This window comes from Sphingobium bisphenolivorans, from assembly GCF_000412635.1.
GTDB classification, from domain to species: domain Bacteria; phylum Pseudomonadota; class Alphaproteobacteria; order Sphingomonadales; family Sphingomonadaceae; genus Sphingobium; species Sphingobium bisphenolivorans.
In genome coordinates this window covers 25,528-41,335 of sequence record NZ_ASTG01000031.1, presented here as the reverse complement: position 1 = coordinate 41,335, position 15,808 = coordinate 25,528, and the positions used below count along the sequence as shown (strand labels likewise).

Annotated in this window: 12 protein-coding genes; 5 read left to right on the top strand and 7 right to left on the bottom strand. The window is 62.4% G+C overall.

The features are described 5' to 3' along the window. Nucleotides 1–176 (top strand): hypothetical protein (locus L858_RS21425; protein WP_152639872.1); only part of this gene is annotated, 176 nt, incomplete at its 5' end. Nucleotides 177–944: 768 nt separating this feature from the next. On the opposite strand, the gene L858_RS20615 is transcribed toward L858_RS21425, so the two are convergent. Together L858_RS20615 and ppsA are read right to left on the bottom strand one after the other, a co-directional pair. Beyond that, a complete protein-coding gene (locus L858_RS20615; RefSeq protein ID WP_051132682.1) occupies nt 945–3,518 on the bottom strand; it encodes a cation-translocating P-type ATPase in 2,574 nt (857 codons plus the stop codon). 74 nt (nt 3,519–3,592) lie between these two features. After that, nucleotides 3,593–6,022: a phosphoenolpyruvate synthase gene (ppsA, locus tag L858_RS0118005; protein ID WP_022684484.1), complete on the bottom strand. Its 2,430-nt coding sequence runs from the start codon at nt 6,020–6,022 to the stop codon at nt 3,593–3,595. 206 nt (nt 6,023–6,228) lie between these two features. Here ppsA and L858_RS0118000 point away from each other — a divergent pair, with 206 nt between their 5' ends. The 4 genes from L858_RS0118000 to L858_RS0117985 all read left to right on the top strand — a co-directional run bounded on the left by L858_RS0118000 (nt 6,229) and on the right by L858_RS0117985 (nt 10,919). Beyond that, nucleotides 6,229–7,755, top strand: a complete 1,527-nt coding sequence (locus tag L858_RS0118000) for an MBL fold metallo-hydrolase (protein WP_081643394.1) — start codon at nt 6,229–6,231, stop codon at nt 7,753–7,755. A gap of 20 nt (nt 7,756–7,775) precedes the next feature. Continuing rightward, on the top strand, nt 7,776–8,447 hold the full coding sequence (locus L858_RS20610) for an NAD(P)H-dependent oxidoreductase (RefSeq protein WP_022684483.1): 672 nt from the start codon (nt 7,776–7,778) through the stop codon (nt 8,445–8,447). Nucleotides 8,448–8,550: 103 nt separating this feature from the next. Next, complete coding sequence (locus L858_RS0117990; protein ID WP_022684482.1) at nt 8,551–10,038, top strand: thymidine phosphorylase family protein; 1,488 nt, start codon at nt 8,551–8,553, stop codon at nt 10,036–10,038. Next, the gene (locus L858_RS0117985) at nt 10,035–10,919 is read left to right on the top strand and encodes a ribose-phosphate diphosphokinase (protein WP_022684481.1); all 885 of its coding nucleotides are present in this window, start codon (nt 10,035–10,037) and stop codon (nt 10,917–10,919) included. Before L858_RS0117990 ends, L858_RS0117985 begins: the two co-directional genes overlap by 4 nt. On the opposite strand, the gene L858_RS20605 is transcribed toward L858_RS0117985, so the two are convergent. From L858_RS20605 to L858_RS0117950, 5 genes are all read right to left on the bottom strand, one after another. Then, nucleotides 10,916–11,335 carry a CBS domain-containing protein gene (locus L858_RS20605; protein ID WP_022684480.1) on the bottom strand — a complete coding sequence of 140 codons (420 nt, stop codon included), beginning with the start codon at nt 11,333–11,335 and terminating at the stop codon, nt 10,916–10,918. The two genes, L858_RS0117985 and L858_RS20605, sit on opposite strands and share 4 nt — an antisense overlap. A gap of 49 nt (nt 11,336–11,384) precedes the next feature. Continuing rightward, nucleotides 11,385–12,335, bottom strand: coding sequence for a 1-phosphofructokinase family hexose kinase (locus L858_RS0117975; protein WP_022684479.1), 951 nt, complete (start codon nt 12,333–12,335; stop codon nt 11,385–11,387). A 660-nt stretch (nt 12,336–12,995) separates the two neighbouring features. Further along, nucleotides 12,996–13,673, bottom strand: coding sequence for a phosphoribosyltransferase (locus L858_RS0117960; protein ID WP_022684476.1), 678 nt, complete (start codon nt 13,671–13,673; stop codon nt 12,996–12,998). Then, complete coding sequence (locus L858_RS0117955) at nt 13,670–14,326, bottom strand: dienelactone hydrolase family protein (RefSeq protein WP_028056269.1); 657 nt, start codon at nt 14,324–14,326, stop codon at nt 13,670–13,672. Before L858_RS0117955 ends, L858_RS0117960 begins: the two co-directional genes overlap by 4 nt. A 2-nt stretch (nt 14,327–14,328) precedes the next feature. Next, entirely contained in the window at nt 14,329–15,666 is a 1,338-nt protein-coding gene (locus L858_RS0117950; protein WP_022684474.1) for an erythromycin esterase family protein, read from the bottom strand. Between the last annotated feature and the right edge of the window lie 142 nt (nt 15,667–15,808).

Genomic DNA, 15,808 nt, shown 5'->3' with positions numbered 1-15,808 from the left:
ATGACCCGGTCTATGGCGCACGGCCGCTCAAGCGCGCGGTGCAGCGTCACCTGCAGGACCCGCTGGCGGACCTGATCCTGCGCGGCGAGGTGCCGGATGGGTCTACGGTTAGGGTGGCGCCTGGCGAGAGCTGTCTGGATCTTGAGGTTATTGAGCAACTGTCAAAAGCAGCATGATCTTCTATCGGTAGCCGGAGTGGGATGCCGCGCCAGTTCAGATTGCCTGCCGCAGTGAGGTAGCGGACTTGAACCGTATTCCACTTACCGGCTCCTCCAATCACCTATCCTCCCTAGCCCGGCACCGGGTGCCGATGCGCGACTCGCGTCATTTCGCCAAAGCCACGCGGCCGAAGGCGAGAAGCCGCTCCACCTCCGGCATCATCTAACCATGCGGCGAAGATGATCCCGAGGGCGCTCAATGTGGCAATTCTGCCAACCGAAGTTCCCTCGAGACACAAAAGCAACGAAATCGCCGTATATGATCAGTGTCGTATCTCCGCTGCGGTAGTAGCCGAGTGACGAGGGTTGGCGGCGGAGTTCAAAGCTCCGGCGGTCAACAACAACTTTCACACGTTGCGGTTGGATGCGCAGGAGGAAATGGCGTTCGCCTGCACATTTTACCTGTACGACAGCAACCCGGGGACGTTCACCACTGTCCTTCGCCTTATCGGCCGGGAAGACGAGCAACCAAGATGCTGCAATCCATAATAAGAGCTGTAGGGGCATAATTCTCGGCTCTTGCAAGGCTTCTCGCCAATGACCTGCCCGGTTTCCCCTGTTCCATCCCGGCAACCCTGAGAATTAATCTCTTTCGCGCATGTTCCCGCAACCTGATTGGGAAACTGATCAATATCGTCAAAGGGCAGTTGAGGGGGTCAAGCGGTCTGCAACTCGGCCGATCAACACCCCAACTCTGCACCTGAGGCGGGTCTCCGGCGCCTTCGCTTATCTTTTGACTGAAACAGCCGCGCGTCTGGCCTCTCCCAAACGTGAGGCCCCTAAGCCATATCCTTTGACGAGCTCGCACAACAGCAGGGTGATTGCGGGAGTCAGTAGCAGAAATGGCAGATCGGTCGAGGCGAGCGGTGCGAACCCGAGCAGGTCCCTCAGAGGTGCGAACGCCAATATCGAGAAACAGCCTATGACAACAGCTGTCCCGACGTAGCGTAGCGTAAGATTGTGCCTCCAGACGGCCCGGCCAAGAGATGCGCTGAACGAGCGAGTGACGAGAGCAAGCGCCATGATTGAGCCAACCAGCGAGACGAAAACGAGCGCCCTCACACGATCAGGAGAAAAGCCCCAGTAGGTGCCTGCGACTTGAAGGGCACAGAGAAGGGCAAAGGCAATACCGCCGTAAATGACGCTGGGGAGTATCAGCCGAATGGAAAACAAGCGCTCGGCCGGATCACGAGGCGGTCTGCGCATGATCCTGCTCTCCTCCCTCTCGGCCTCGAAGACGAGAGCGCACACCGGATCGATAATCATTTCAAGCAGGGCAATCTGAATTGGTCCCAGCACCAGCGGCAGCCCCAGCAACAGCGGGGAAACGGCAAGCCCCGCGATTGGCACATGCACGGCGAAGATGAAACCGATAGCCTTGCGGATATTGTCATAGATGCGACGGCCGAGGCGAATGGCCACGACGATGGCGCCGAAATCATCCTCCACCAGGACAATGGCCGCTGCCTCCCGCGCCACATCGGTGCCGCGCTTGCCCATGGCGATGCCAATATGGGCCGCCTTAAGCGCCGGCGCGTCATTGACCCCGTCGCCTGTCATTGCAACCACTTCGCCCGCAGCCTTGAGCGCTGACACAATCCGCAGCTTCTGTTCGGGCATGGTGCGGGCGAATATCGCCACATCCTTCACGCGCGCGCAGAGTTCAGCGTCGGAGAGGGCCCGCACTTCATCGCCCGTCAGGATGCCGCCCGACCCGATCCCCGCCTTCGCCGCGATCGCCTGGGCGGTGACGGGATAATCACCGGTAATCATGACGACCCGGATTCCGGCTGAGCCGCATTGGGCGATCGCCTCGGGAACTCCTGCCCGCAGCGGATCGGACAGGCCGACCAGTCCTAGAAGAGCGAAGTCATGCACGTCATGCCCCTTGTGCAGATCATCATCGACCGTCTGCGCAGAGGCTACCCCCAGGACGCGGATCCCCCGCGCCGCCATCGCCTCGACGGCTTGCTCTAGCGCCTGCCGAGCTTCCCCATCCAGCCGGCACAGGCGTGCTATCGCTTCCGGAGCCCCTTTGGCGGCCACAGTCAGCGGCTCCCCCATTTCCGCCGACCGCCATACATTGGACATCGCGAGCAGGTCCGGCCGGAGACCATATGTGTGAACCAGCTCCCAGTCCGCGCGCGCGGGAACCCGGATATCCTTCGCAATGCTGTGGAACGCAACCTCCATAGGATCGACCGGGACCGGGGCGCTCGCCAGCGCCGCCGCGCCGATCAACTCACGAAACTCAGGCCGCGGCAATCTGTCTTCCAGGTTTGTCACGGCGCCTGACGGGAGCCAAAGCTCGGTTACCGTCATCCGGTTCTGGGTCAGCGTCCCGGTCTTGTCCGTGCACAGGACCGTTGCGGCGCCCAGAGCCTCTATGGCGGACGCGCGCCGGGTTAGCACCCCCACCTGCGCGATGCGCCATGCGCCCACCGCCAGGAAGATCGTGAGAACCACCGGGAATTCTTCAGGCAATAACGACATGGCGGTGGCGATGCCGGCGAGCAGCGCAGCCATCCAGTCGCCGCGCAGCCAGCCATAAAGCAGGACCACCAGCAGCGCGATAGCCACGCCGCCGCCCGCGCAGAGGCTGACCATCCGGGCGGTTTCCTTCTGGAGGTGCGGCGCTTCTGTCTCCAATGTCTCGAGAAACCGCCCGATCTGACCGATACGGCTGCGCCGGCCGGTGGCGCTCACCCGCGCAATGCCGCTGCCGCGCGTGATGACGGCGCCCGAAAAGAGATGGGGTGTATCGTCACCGCCCGGTTCCGCCTGTTCCGGATCGCTTGCCAGCGCTGCGCGCTTTCGGACTGGAACCGCTTCCCCGGTCAGCAGGGATTCGTCCGCCTCCAGTTCCTGCGCCTCAATCAGCAGCGCATCTGCCGCGACGCGGTCCCCCGCTTCCAGCACCAAGATATCGCCAATCACCACTTCGCGGCCTGGGATGCGGACGGTTTCACCATCGCGTATCACCAGCGCGCGCGGCGCAGACAGGTCCCGCAACGCCTCCAGCGTGCGCTCCGTACGCGCCTCCTGCACGATCGTGATGAGGATGGACAAGCCGGCAAAGCCCACCAGGATAAGCGCCTCGGTCCTGTCGCCGAGCAGCAGATAGATGACCCCCGCCGCCAGCAGCATAGCGAACATGGGCTCGCGCAACACTTCCAGCGTGATCCGCAAAGGCGTCCGCCGGTTCGGGCGGGGCAGTTCGTTGGCTCCCCCCTCGGCCAGCCGCTCGCGCGCCTGTGAAGCGGAGAGACCGACATGATCAAGCTGGCTGCCCACCCTCACCCCGCTTTTTTCCCATCTGAATTCTGGTATAACGCCGTGGTCAGGCAGCGCCAACTCCTCGCTTGCACCCCAGCTTACGCAGGCATGGAAGCCTTTGCTTCCGCGTCGGCGACGGTCTTCAGCGTGGTTACGAAACTGTCGGGATTGAGGGAGATGCTGTCGATGCCCTCGCGCACGAGAAATTCGGCGAAATCGGGATAGTTGCTGGGCGCCTGGCCGCATATACCGACCTTGACGCCCGCCTTCCGGGCCCGAGCAATCAGATCGCCGATCATCTTCGTCACCGCCGGATCGCGCTCATCGAACAGTGGCGCCAGCAGATCGGAATCTCGGTCGACACCAAGGATGAGCTGCGTCAGGTCGTTGGAACCGATCGAAAACCCGTCGAAGCGCGCCGCAAATTGCTCGGCCAGCACGACATTGGCCGGGATCTCCGCCATCATGTAGAGTTGCAGCCCTTTCTCGCCACGCATCAGCCCATGTCGCGACATTTCGGTGGCGACCTTGTCCGCTTCGGCGAGGGTCCGGCAAAATGGTATCATGACAATGACATTTTCGAAGCCGATGATTTCGCGCACGAACCTGATGGCTCGGCATTCGAGCGCGAACCCGTCCCGATACCGTTCATGATAGTAACGCGAGGCCCCCCGGAAGCCGAGCATGGGATTTTCCTCATGCGGCTCGAACGCAGCGCCCCCAAGCAGATGAGCATATTCGTTGGTCTTGAAGTCCGAAAGACGGACGATCACCGGGTAGGGATGGTGTGCGGCGGCGATCTTCGCGATGCCGCGGCCCAATGTCTGAATGAAATAATCCCTCGGATGTTCGTAGCCGCGAGTGAGAATTTCGATTTCCCGCCGTTCCGCAGCATCCTCGACCTGATCGGGATGGGCAAGCGCCACTGGATGCACGCGGATGAGGTTGCCGATGATGAATTCCATACGCGCCAGTCCCACCCCTCGCGAGGGTAGCCGCCACCAGCGGAACGCGCTGGCCGGGCTGGCGACGTTCAGCATCAGCTGCGTGCGCGTTGTCGGCAGGCTGGCGGTGTCCACTTCCTCAACCGCAAATGGCAGCTGGCCCGGGTAAATGTGGCCCCGGTCTCCTTCGGCGCAGGAAAGCGTGATTTCCTGTCCTGGGGCAATGGTGCGGGTAGCGTCTCCCGTGCCGATGACGGCCGGCACGCCTAGTTCCCGGCTGACGATGGCCGCATGACTGGTCGGGCCGCCGTGATCGGTGATGATGCCAGCGGCTCTTCGCATGATCGGCACCCAGTCAGGGTCTGTGTTGTCGGTGACGAGGATTGCGCCGTCGACGAAGTTTGCAATGTCGTCGGTGTTTCGAATGATGCACGCCGTTCCGCAAGCGATCGCATCGCCCACCGCTGCGCCGGTGGCGATCGGCTTTGGCACCTTCCCTGTCAGTCGCCAGCTTTTCATCGCGGTTGCTGATCGCGCGCCATGCACGGTTTCTGGACGCGCCTGCACGATGAAGAGCTTGCCGCTCTCCCCATCCTTCGCCCATTCCATGTCCATGGGGCAGCCATAATGCCGCTCGATCAGAACGGCCCAGCGCGCCAGTTCTAATATCTCCTCATCTTCGAGGACAAGGTGCTCGCGTTCGTACCGGCTACATTCGACCAATTCGGTGCGCGCACTGCCGCCGGACGCGTAAATCAGCTTCTGCGCCTTGGCACCGAGCCGCTTCTCGACGATCGGCTTCAACCGCGCGTCCGACAGAAAGGGCTTGAACACTAGATAGCTGTCGGGATCGACGCGTCCCTGGACCACCGTCTCGCCAAGGCCCCAGGCAGCGCTGATGACCGCCACGCGGGGAAAGCCCGTCTCCGTGTCTATCGAGAACATAACGCCTGACCCAGCCAGGTCCGACCGCACCATGATCTGTATGCCAATCGACAGCGCAACGCGCAGATGATCGAAACCCTTGGCCTCGCGATAGGCGATCGCCCGGTCGGTGAAGAGCGAGGCGAAGCAGCGCCGGCATGCGTCGAGCAGGGCCCGCTCGCCCACGACGTTAAGAAAACTCTCCTGCTGTCCGGCGAAACTTGCGTCAGGCAAATCTTCCGCGGTTGCGCTCGACCGCACTGCAACCGCCACTTCTCGCTTTCCCGCCCTGCGCGACAAATCTCGATAAGCCGCCAACAGGGGATTGGAGATATGCGCCGGCATCTCGGCGTCGAGAAACAGGCGCCGTGCCGATTCACCCGCCTCGTGCAACGGAATCGCTCCTTCGCGATATTCGGTGATGATCGCTGCCAGCCGATCCCCGATCCGGTTATGGTCAACCAGCGCCCAGTAGGCCCATGCCGTGGTCGCAAAGCCCGTCGGCACTTCGACGCCTGCCTCGCCAAGCACCGCCACCATCTCACCGAGCGAAGCATTCTTGCCGCCCACGCGTGGCACGTCAGCGCGCCCCAGCGCGTCGAACCAGACGATCGCGTCATCCTTGGGGGGCACGGGCATGGGCTGGGTTTCGGTCGCCATGGCGCCACTTTGCTCGCGCTCTGTCCCCTTCGACATTAGGGATTTTACGGATGAAGGAAATGCGCCGTATCAGGATAAGTACGGACAGCCCGCGCGTGTTATGATCTACTCAGAAGATGCGAGGGGAAGAAAGGAGAAGCCCATTGGAGAGGTCGTCACCCACTCTGACATTTCACGGCTCGGCAGGTACAGTCACGGGTTCGTGCATGGAATTGCGTCAGGGCGATCGCGCCATCCTCATCGACTGCGGCCTGTTCCAGGGATCGCGCACGCTGGAGACGCTGAACCATGGCGCGTTCAGCTTCGATCCGGGCAAAATCGAAGCGGTCGTGCTGACCCACGCCCATATCGACCATTGCGGGCTGCTACCCAAGCTGGCGGCGCAGGGCTTTGAAGGACCGATATGGTGCACCCCTGCCACGTCTGACCTGCTGGAATATATGCTGGCCGATGCCGGGCGCATCCAGGAAAGCGAAGCGGACCGCCGCAACCGTCGGCGCGACCGTGCCGGCGAGAACCGTTTCGAGCCGCTGTACACCGAAGAGGATGCGTTGCGGGCATGGCGCCTCAGTCGGCCCGTCGGGCTATCGGAATGGTTCGATCCGGCGCCCGGCTTCCGCGCCCGCTTCTGGAATGCCGGACATATATTGGGCGCCGCTTCCGCCGAAATCGAGGCAGCAGGCGTGCATATGTTGTTTTCCGGCGACCTTGGCCCGGAGAACAAGGCCTTCCACGCTGATCCGCAGGCGCCATCGGGCCTAGACCATATCGTCTGCGAAGCCACCTATGGCGACCGGGCGCGCGAGAAATTCACGATCGAGCAGCGGCGCAGCCAGCTGGAAAGCGAGATCAAGGATGCGCTGGTGCGCGGCGGCAATCTCGTCATCCCGAGCTTCGCACTGGAGCGGACGCAAGAGCTGCTGCTCGATCTGGCGCGCCTCGCCGACGCCAATCGCATTCCCAATGTTCCGATCTTCGTGGACTCGCCGCTTGCCAGCCGCGCGACCAAGGTTTTCGCGGCCCATGCTGCCGAACTGGAGGATACCGAGGGCAAGGACATCTTCCGCCACCCCTCGATCCATTATGTCGAGGATGTAGCGGAATCGGTCCGGCTCAACACCATGTCGGGGGCGATCATCATGGCGGCCTCCGGCATGTGCGAAGCAGGCCGCATCCGCCATCATCTGAAGCATAATCTGTTCCGCCGGGATTCGACGGTCCTGTTCGTCGGCTTCCAGGCGAAGGGCACGCTGGGCCGGGTTCTTCTGGACGGCGCGCAGAGGGTGCGCATTTCGGGCGAGGACATCAATGTTCGTGCGCGTATCCGGCGCATCGACAGCTACTCCGCCCATGCCGACCGCGATGAACTGCACGACTGGATCACCGCTCGCCGTCCCATAGCGGGCAGCCTGTTCCTGGACCATGGCGAGCGGGAAGCGGTCGCATCCCTGCGAGAGCTGGTCCAGGCCGATGATCCTGCCGCCAGCATCATTGCCCCACAAATCGGCGAGACCTATGCTCTGGAACCAGGAACTCCTGCCCGAAGAACCCAGACCGGCCGCGTCGATATGGATCAGCTCGCCGGGCCGGATTGGCAGAATGACTATGCCGATTTCATCACCCATCTGAAACACCATCTCGGCCGGATCAGGAATGAGCGGGCACGCCGCGATGCGCTCGTCCAAATGCGGCGCATACTCGACGGATATGAGGAGGCGAGGCATCGCCGCTAAGCTGATGATGGAGGAACCCCATGAGCAGCGTCGCTCCCGCACGCATTCGCCACGCCGTGGTGCTCGCGCATCCTGATCCGAATAGTTTCAACGCCACGATCGCCCGCGCCTATTGCCAGGCCGTGCAAGCTGCCGGGCAGGAAGCGATCCTGCGCGACCTCTACGACATGCACTTCGATCCGGTGCTGAAGAACGAGGAACGGCCGCGCCGAAAGCCCTTTTCTCCGTCTCTTGACGTGCGCGCGGAACTGGACATTCTGCGCGATACGAATGTCGTGACGTTCATCTTTCCGATCTGGTTCGGAATGCCTCCAGCGATGCTGGTCGGCTATATCGATCGCGTGCTGGGAGCAGGAACGACGGTGCGCCAGGTTCAGGATAGCTCGGCCGAGGGGCCGCTCGGCAAGGGTCATCTCTGCGCGATCACGACCTCCGGCGCGTCGGCGGACTGGCTGGAGGCCCAGGGCCAGACCGAAGCGCTGCGCGAGCTTGCCGGCACCTATCTGTTCCGTGCCTTCGCCATGCGGTCGAGCGAGGCGCTGCACATCGGAGACGTGGTGGAGGGTGCGAGCATCGCGTTCGTCGAAGACAATCTGCAGCGGGTGCGCAACCGCGCCACGAGTATCAGTGCAAGGGTGGCGGAGGAACTATATGGAACGCCGCTGCCGCCGCAAATGGGCGATGGAAGCTGATGGAAAAGCAGCGGCTCCCGCATTCGGGCGATTACGTATCGCGCAACCGCTCATCCCCGATAGCTTGGCGGGGTAGAAGAAACGCAAGGCGGATAGCCATCTCATGTTGACGATCAAGCGCCTCGCGATCGATACCTATCCGGAAAACACCGCCTTCCTTTTGCGCGAAAGCAATGGCTATTCCGCTGAGCAGTTTCAGGCCCTGCGCAAGATCCGTATCAGTGGCGAGGCTGCCGAGATTCTGGCCACGCTGGCGCTGGTAGACGAACCAGCAATGCTCAAGCCGGGGGAAATTGGCCTTGGCGAGCAGGCCTTCCGGCGGCTGGGCCTTCCCGAGGGCTCCCCAGTTGCCATCGAGCAGGCGATGCCGCCGACCAGCCTCGAATTTGTTCGCCGCAAGATCGACGGCGATACGCTTCAGGATGACGAGATTTCGGCCATCATCGGCGACATTGCCGCACACCGCTACTCACCCATGGAAATCGGGGCCTTTCTGGTCGCCTGCGCCAATTTCATGAGTACTCAGGAAACGCTGGCCGTCACGCGCGCGATGGCCGATGTCGGCAACCGCTTCGACTGGAAAGCCCCGCTCGTCGTCGACAAGCACTGCATTGGCGGAATTCCCGGCAACCGCACGTCGATGATCGTCGTGCCCATCGTGGCGGCGCATGGCCTGATCATGCCCAAGACCTCGTCCCGCGCGATCACCTCGCCCTCCGGCACAGCCGACACGATGGAAGTGCTGGCCAATGTCGATCTGTGCGAAGAGGATATGCGTGCCATCGTCGCTCGGGAAAAGGCCGTGCTCGCCTGGGGCGGCCGGGTGAACCTGTCGCCGGCGGACGACGTGCTGATCTCCGTCGAACGGCCGTTGCGGATCGACACATTCGACCAGATGGTCGCATCCATCCTGTCGAAGAAACTCGCGGCAGGCTCCACGCATCTGGTGCTCGACATACCCGTTGGCCCGACAGCGAAGGTCCGCACGCAGGACGATGCGGTCCGACTGCGCAAGTTGTTCGAACATGTCGCCGACAAGATCAGCCTTGTCATTGATATTGTGATCACGGACGGATCGCAACCGGTTGGGCGCGGCGTCGGACCGGTGCTGGAGGCGCGCGATGTCATGGCAGTCCTCCATAACGATGCCGATGCGCCCGCGGATCTTCGCGATCATGCCCTGTTTTTGGCGGGCCGCGTGCTGGACTTCGACCCGGCGCTTCGCGGCGGCAGAGGCTATGCACGGGCCATGGAATTGCTCGCTTCGGGGGAGGCGCTTGTCGCCATGGAGCGGCTGATCGAGGCGCAGGGACGGCAAGCAAGCAGATTTGCTCTGGGCGAGCATATCCATGAGGTGCACGCGCTTCGTGAAGGACGCGTGAGCGCGATCGATTGCCACAGAATAGCGCGCATCGCCCGCCTCGCCGGCGCGCCCATGGACAAGGGGGCTGGGATCGACCTTCTGTACAAGGTTGGTGCCGAGGTCCGCAAAGGGCAGACCCTCTATCGCATTCACGCCCAATCCCGCACCGGGCTTGGCTTTGCGCGTGACCTGGCGACGGAAGATTCAGGCTATGAGGTGACGCCGTGAGCACGACCGTCCTGGGCTTTTTTGACGGCATGGCTGCTGCACGCAGACTGGGCGCTGTGTTGAACGTGTCAGTTCATGAGGTGAAAACCCACCGCTTTCCGGATAAGGAATGCCTGATCCGCGTCCCGGCATCGGCTCGGACCGTCATACTCTACCGCTCGCTCGATGACCCGGACCGCAAAATTATCGAACTGCTGCTTGCTGCGTCAGCCGCGCGGGATCAAGGCGCGGAGCGCGTCATCCTTGTCGCGCCCTATCTCGCCTATATGCGCCAGGACAGAGCCTTCCATGCAGGCGAAGCGGTCAGCCAGAAGGTGATTGGCGGTTTGATCGCCGGACATTTCGACGGCCTGGTGACCGTGGACCCCCATCTCCATCGCATTTCCGCCTTGAACGAAGTTGTCACCGGCATCCCGACGATAAGCCTGTCCGCTGCGCCGGTGCTGGCCACGCTTGTCGACGCCCGGGATAGCCCCGTCGTCGTCGGTCCGGACAGCGAATCCCGCCAGTGGACAGAGACGATCGCTGCGCCTCTGGGCCTAGAAACACTCGTCGCGTCGAAGCAACGTCTCGGCGACCGCCAGGTAAGCCTTGCAATCCCCCACGTGGATCAGGTGAAGGGACGCCGCGCGATATTGGTCGATGACATGATCTCCAGCGGCCGCACGTTGGTCGAGGCAGCCGGGGTTCTTTACGGCGCTGGCGCGACTTCGGTCGAAGCGCTCGTCACCCACTGCCTCGCCAGCGCCGACGACCTAGCGGTTCTGGAAGCGAACGGCATCGCGCCAATCGCCAGCAGCGACAGTGTCGATGGACCCACAAGCAAGGCTCAACTGGCGCCACTGATCTGCCGTGCGCTTCAGGAGAACGGTTTCACTTAGTCCGTTATCAACGCGCGCAAAATGTCGGCGCGGCTGAGCAGGCCGACCAGCTTGCCGTGGGATGTGACTGGCAAACGCTTCACCCCCCGTCCTTCCATGATGGCAATCGCTTCCTCCAGCGATTCACCTCCATCCACTGTGATCGGCTGCGTCGACATGATCTCGGCAACCGTCATGGACCCCAACGAACGCGCTCGTTCCTCGGCTCCGATCCCGACCAAGGCATCAAGCCGAAATGGCCCAAGATCCTGCCGGAAGAAATCGCCTTCCGTGACGATGCCCTGCAGATGCCCATCCTCATCAAGGACGGGGAGCGCGCTGATCCCGTGATCGGACATACATTTGATCGCCGCTGCCAAGGAACTGGTAGCGGTGGTCGTGGCCGCTCCCATAGTCATGATGTCGCTGGCCTTCATCGCACTGATCCTTTTTCTCTGGGCTGGCGTTCCGTCAGCGAATGACCTCTCACCCGCCAGGGAACGCCGGGACAAGGGATGGCACGAGGGCGAGCAGCCGCTCGACATCATCGCGATGGCACAGGTCCGTCCCCGGCGTCAGTACAGCAGCCGCGCCCGCGGCAACTCCGTAGCGGAACGCCTCGATCGGATCACGCTCGCATCCGAGCGCGAACACCATTGCAGCCAGAAAGCTGTCTCCTGCGCCTACGGTGCTCCTCGCCTCGACTGCAAGCGCGGGCAGTCGCCATGTCCCTGCACGGCTCGCCAGGATGGCGCCGTCGCGTCCCATCGTTACCGCCACAAATTCCGACTTGCCGCTATCGACGATCTCCTGCGCGGCTGCCGCAATATCCTGCTCCTCGCTGAGAGCCCGATCGACCAGCTGCCGCAACTCACCAATGCTCGGCTTGATCAGATAAAGACCACCGCCCCTTACGGCTTCGCACAGCGCGTTGCCCGAGGTATCGAGGATGAGCTGCGTGTCGTGACGCTGCGCAAGCTGCTGGACGCGGCTGTAGAAGTCGTCCGGTACACCCGGCGGCAGCGATCCGCTCGCTACCAGGAAGTCCGAACGCGCGTTCTCCAGATGACCAAGCGCCGCCTGCCATTCCTCGGCAGTCAGTTCTGGTCCACGTGGCACCACGCGGAATTCCTTGCCGGTCTCTCGCTCGTAGATCGATGTGCTGACGCGCGTGTCGCCCTTGATGGGAATGCAGCTACGGACCAGCACATGTTGATCCAGCAATCCATCGAGCGCGCATCCGGTTGCCCCGCCGGACAGATAATAGGCTCGGGCCGTGCCTCCCAACCGCGCGATCACCCGGGCCACGTTGATCCCGCCGCCGCCTGGGTCATAATGTTCCTGGCGCGCCCGGATCTTGCGGGTGTGAAAGACCCGATCCGCCTCATAGGCAACATCTATGGCCGGATTCATCGTGAGGGTGACGATCCTTTTCATGGGATGAGGCTATCTGCGCAGCCATGCCATCGGAATAAGTAGATGTCCCAATGGAAGACAGGCTCACGGCATGGGAGAACTTCCACAATGCCCTCGAGCAGGAGAAGCGCGGTGCGAACATCGGCCTTATTGGCAGCCCTTCTAATTATGAGCGGCTGCAAACCAGCCGAGGAGGAAAAAGCCTCCACATCCCGCACTGCTGAGCAGGGGATGAACTATGCCAACGAGATCGCCAAACTGCCCAGACAGGCTAGGGACGCTGCCCTCTTTCGGGCCATCCGGGATGCTGGGCTGCCTTGCCAGCAGGTCATCGACAGCAGGCCCATGCCTGGTGCTCCACCGCCAGCTGTGACTTGGCGGGCACAGTGCGAGGACAAAGCCTATCATCTTATTCACATCAAGCCTGATGGTTCAGCCGTGGTCGCCAGCCGGACCACACCCTAAGCCACAGCGCATATCCTCTAGAGCTTTGGCGGATCGGCATGACGAACAGAAATAGTCAGATTACACGGCTCTGGATCTTGTTCGCAAAGATGGCCGTCTTGCTGATCCTCCTGATCCTGGCCTGGCGAATGGCCCGCAGCGAATGGCTGTGGGTCTTCCTTAACGCGATATGGCAGCGCGAATTGGGCTGAACCTATGCTCCCATGTGCTACAGCATCAAGCCGACTGGCCACTGCGCTCCCGGTAGGCGGTCTCTAGCAGTCTCACGACTTCTTCGTCGCTCGTCTGATCGAACAGGACATAATGCGCGCCCACCGCGTAGAAAGGATAAGGCTCGTAGAGGCAGATCACCTCGTCACACTCCTCCCGCAGTGCTGCGATGACCTCGGCAGGCGCTACAGGCACCGCCAGGATGAGCCGCGCGGGGTGCGCCTTGCTCATCCCCTTGAGCGCAGCCTTGATCGTGCCGCCCGTCGCTATCCCGTCATCCACCACGATGACGGTGCGGCCCGCCACCGGAATGGGCACGCGGTCACCGAGATAAACGTGACGCCGCCGATCGATTTCCGCCAACTGCCTGCGCATCTCGGCGCGGATATATTCCGGCGTCGGCCCCAGCTGCCGCACGACTTCCTCGTTGAGGACCAACTGCGGATCGGCGCCATCGGCGACGGCACCAATTCCCAGTTCCTCATAGCCCGGCCCGCCGAGTTTGCGTACGAACAACAGATCGAGGTCAGCTTCCAGAGCGCGTGCCACCTCGAAGGCGACGGGGACGCCTCCGCGCGGGAGGGCGACTATCAAGGGATGGCTGGGCGCCAGATGGGCCAGCGCCTTTGCCAGGTGAATGCCGGCATCGCGCCGGTCGTGGAACAGCATGGGCTTGAGCTTCATTGGGTTTCCCCTTTGAGGTGAGAGCGGAACCAGTGCTCCGCAAGACCGATCACCTGGTCGAGCGTTCCGGGTTCCTCGAACAAATGGCTGGCACCCGGCACAACCACCAGCTCTGTCGGTGCCATCATCAGTGACTTCGCATCATGATTGAGTCCCAGCACATCATGGTCCAGGCTGCCGACGATCAGGAGCGTCGGCGCGCGAACCCGGCCAAGCGCATCGGCCCCTGCGAGATCGGGCCTCCCGCCACGCGACACGATGGCGGCCGACCGGTCGTCGGGCGCTGATGCGGCAATGATCGCCGCGGCCGCGCCCGTGCTTGCACCGAAATAGCCGAGCGGCAGCTTCGCTAGCGGCTCCACCGTATCCGCCCAATCGGCTGCCTCCCGCAATCGCCGGGCAAGCAAGCGCACGTCGAACACGTTGCGCCTGTCCATCTCTTCCTGCGGGGTCAGCAGATCGACCAACAGCGTGGCTAACCGCGAGCGATGCAGCCCTGCCGCTACATATTGATTGCGCGGACTATATCGGCCGCTCCCGCTGCCATGGGCGAAAATCACCAACCCCGTCGCGTTTTCCGGCACATCCAGAAATCCCCGAAGGTGATGCCTGCCGATGGGCACATCCTGTCGGTTCACAAGTTGCTGTGTCATGGTCAAAGTCCAAACGGCCAGGTTTCTGGCGCGCCCATAGGTCTTTCCGGTCCCAACGGGCTCACCGCAGATGTCTGCTCAAACCAGACCCAGGCGTCGAACTGCTCCGACATCACCGCCTCGAAATAGTGGCTGAGCCGTTCCGTTCCGGGCCGGTAGACCACGCCGATGGCTCGCTCCAGCCGCGGGTGACTGAGCGCATCTCTCAAGTCCGCCTTCTCCCGCCCGCGCCAGTCGGTCAGGCTGCGGACAACGCCTGTGCGCCGGAAGGCATGTTCATAACTGTCGGGACGAGCGGGACGCACGGACTTGATCTCCATCGCGCCGCCCCAGTCGCTCGCCGCCGCCACCAGCCCGGTGTCGGTCCCGAAGCCGATGGACACCGCGTCGTCGCCATAAGCGAGACGACAAAGCTGGCCGATGTTGAATTCTCCCTGCCAGCCCATCGCGGTGGCCGCTGCATTGCCGATATGGCTGTTGTGAGCCCAGATGACTGCCTTCGTCCCATCGCCGCGATGCGCCATCAGGGCCTGGAGCGTTTCGAACATGTGCCTGTCGCGCAGGTTCCAGCTCTCGGTCGAACTGCGATACATGGCGCGATAATAGCGCTCCGCCGCGCGGACAATCCGCGCGTTCTGATAGGCATCGAACCATCCCTCCCCATCATGCTGCAGTAGTTCGAGCCGCTGATCAAGGAGCATGCGGAGCTGCGTCACCACACCATCCTCGCATCCGCTGCCGCCCGAAAGCATCATCGCCCGCCCATAATGGGCCGGTTCATCCTGCCATGGCGTCAGACATCCATAGCGGCGTCGGGCTTCCTCCGCTTCTTGGGGATCAGCCTTGTCGAGATAGGCAAGCACCGCATGGATGGATTCCCTGAGGCTATAGACATCCAGGCCGTGGAACGAGGACTGACGCCCTTTCGACAAAGCCTGATTATGCCGCCGCAGCCAATCGGCAAAGGCCAACACTTCATGGTTGCGCCACATCCACGTTGGGAAGCGCACGAACACGTCGCATCGTCGAGGGCGCGGCGCCTGATGCCGGACATAATCGTCTATGCGCGCCGCATCGGGCCAATCCGCTTCCACCGCTACCACCGTAAAGCCGTGCCGTTCGATCAGACGGCGGGTGATCGCGGCACGCGCCCGATAAAATTCCGAGCTTCCATGCGTCGCCTCCCCCAGCAGGACGATCCTGGCGTCCCCGAACCGGTCGAAGCAGGCGCCGAAATCGTCCGCCTTGTCAGGGGATGGTAATGGCTCCGCGTGTCGTCTCAAAGTCTCGACGAGTGCGTCGGTCGCTAGGGTCGTCGATCGAAGGGTTGCCTGCGTCATCCTGTCAATCCCCGACAATGTGGGCACGGTGGAACGCGACAGCCATTGATCTTCTCCAGCCTGTCGCCATCATCCTGGATCGAATCTATCATGGCGAAATCGGCGAGGACCGAAATTGGGGATTATACGAATTGGCTCGCCG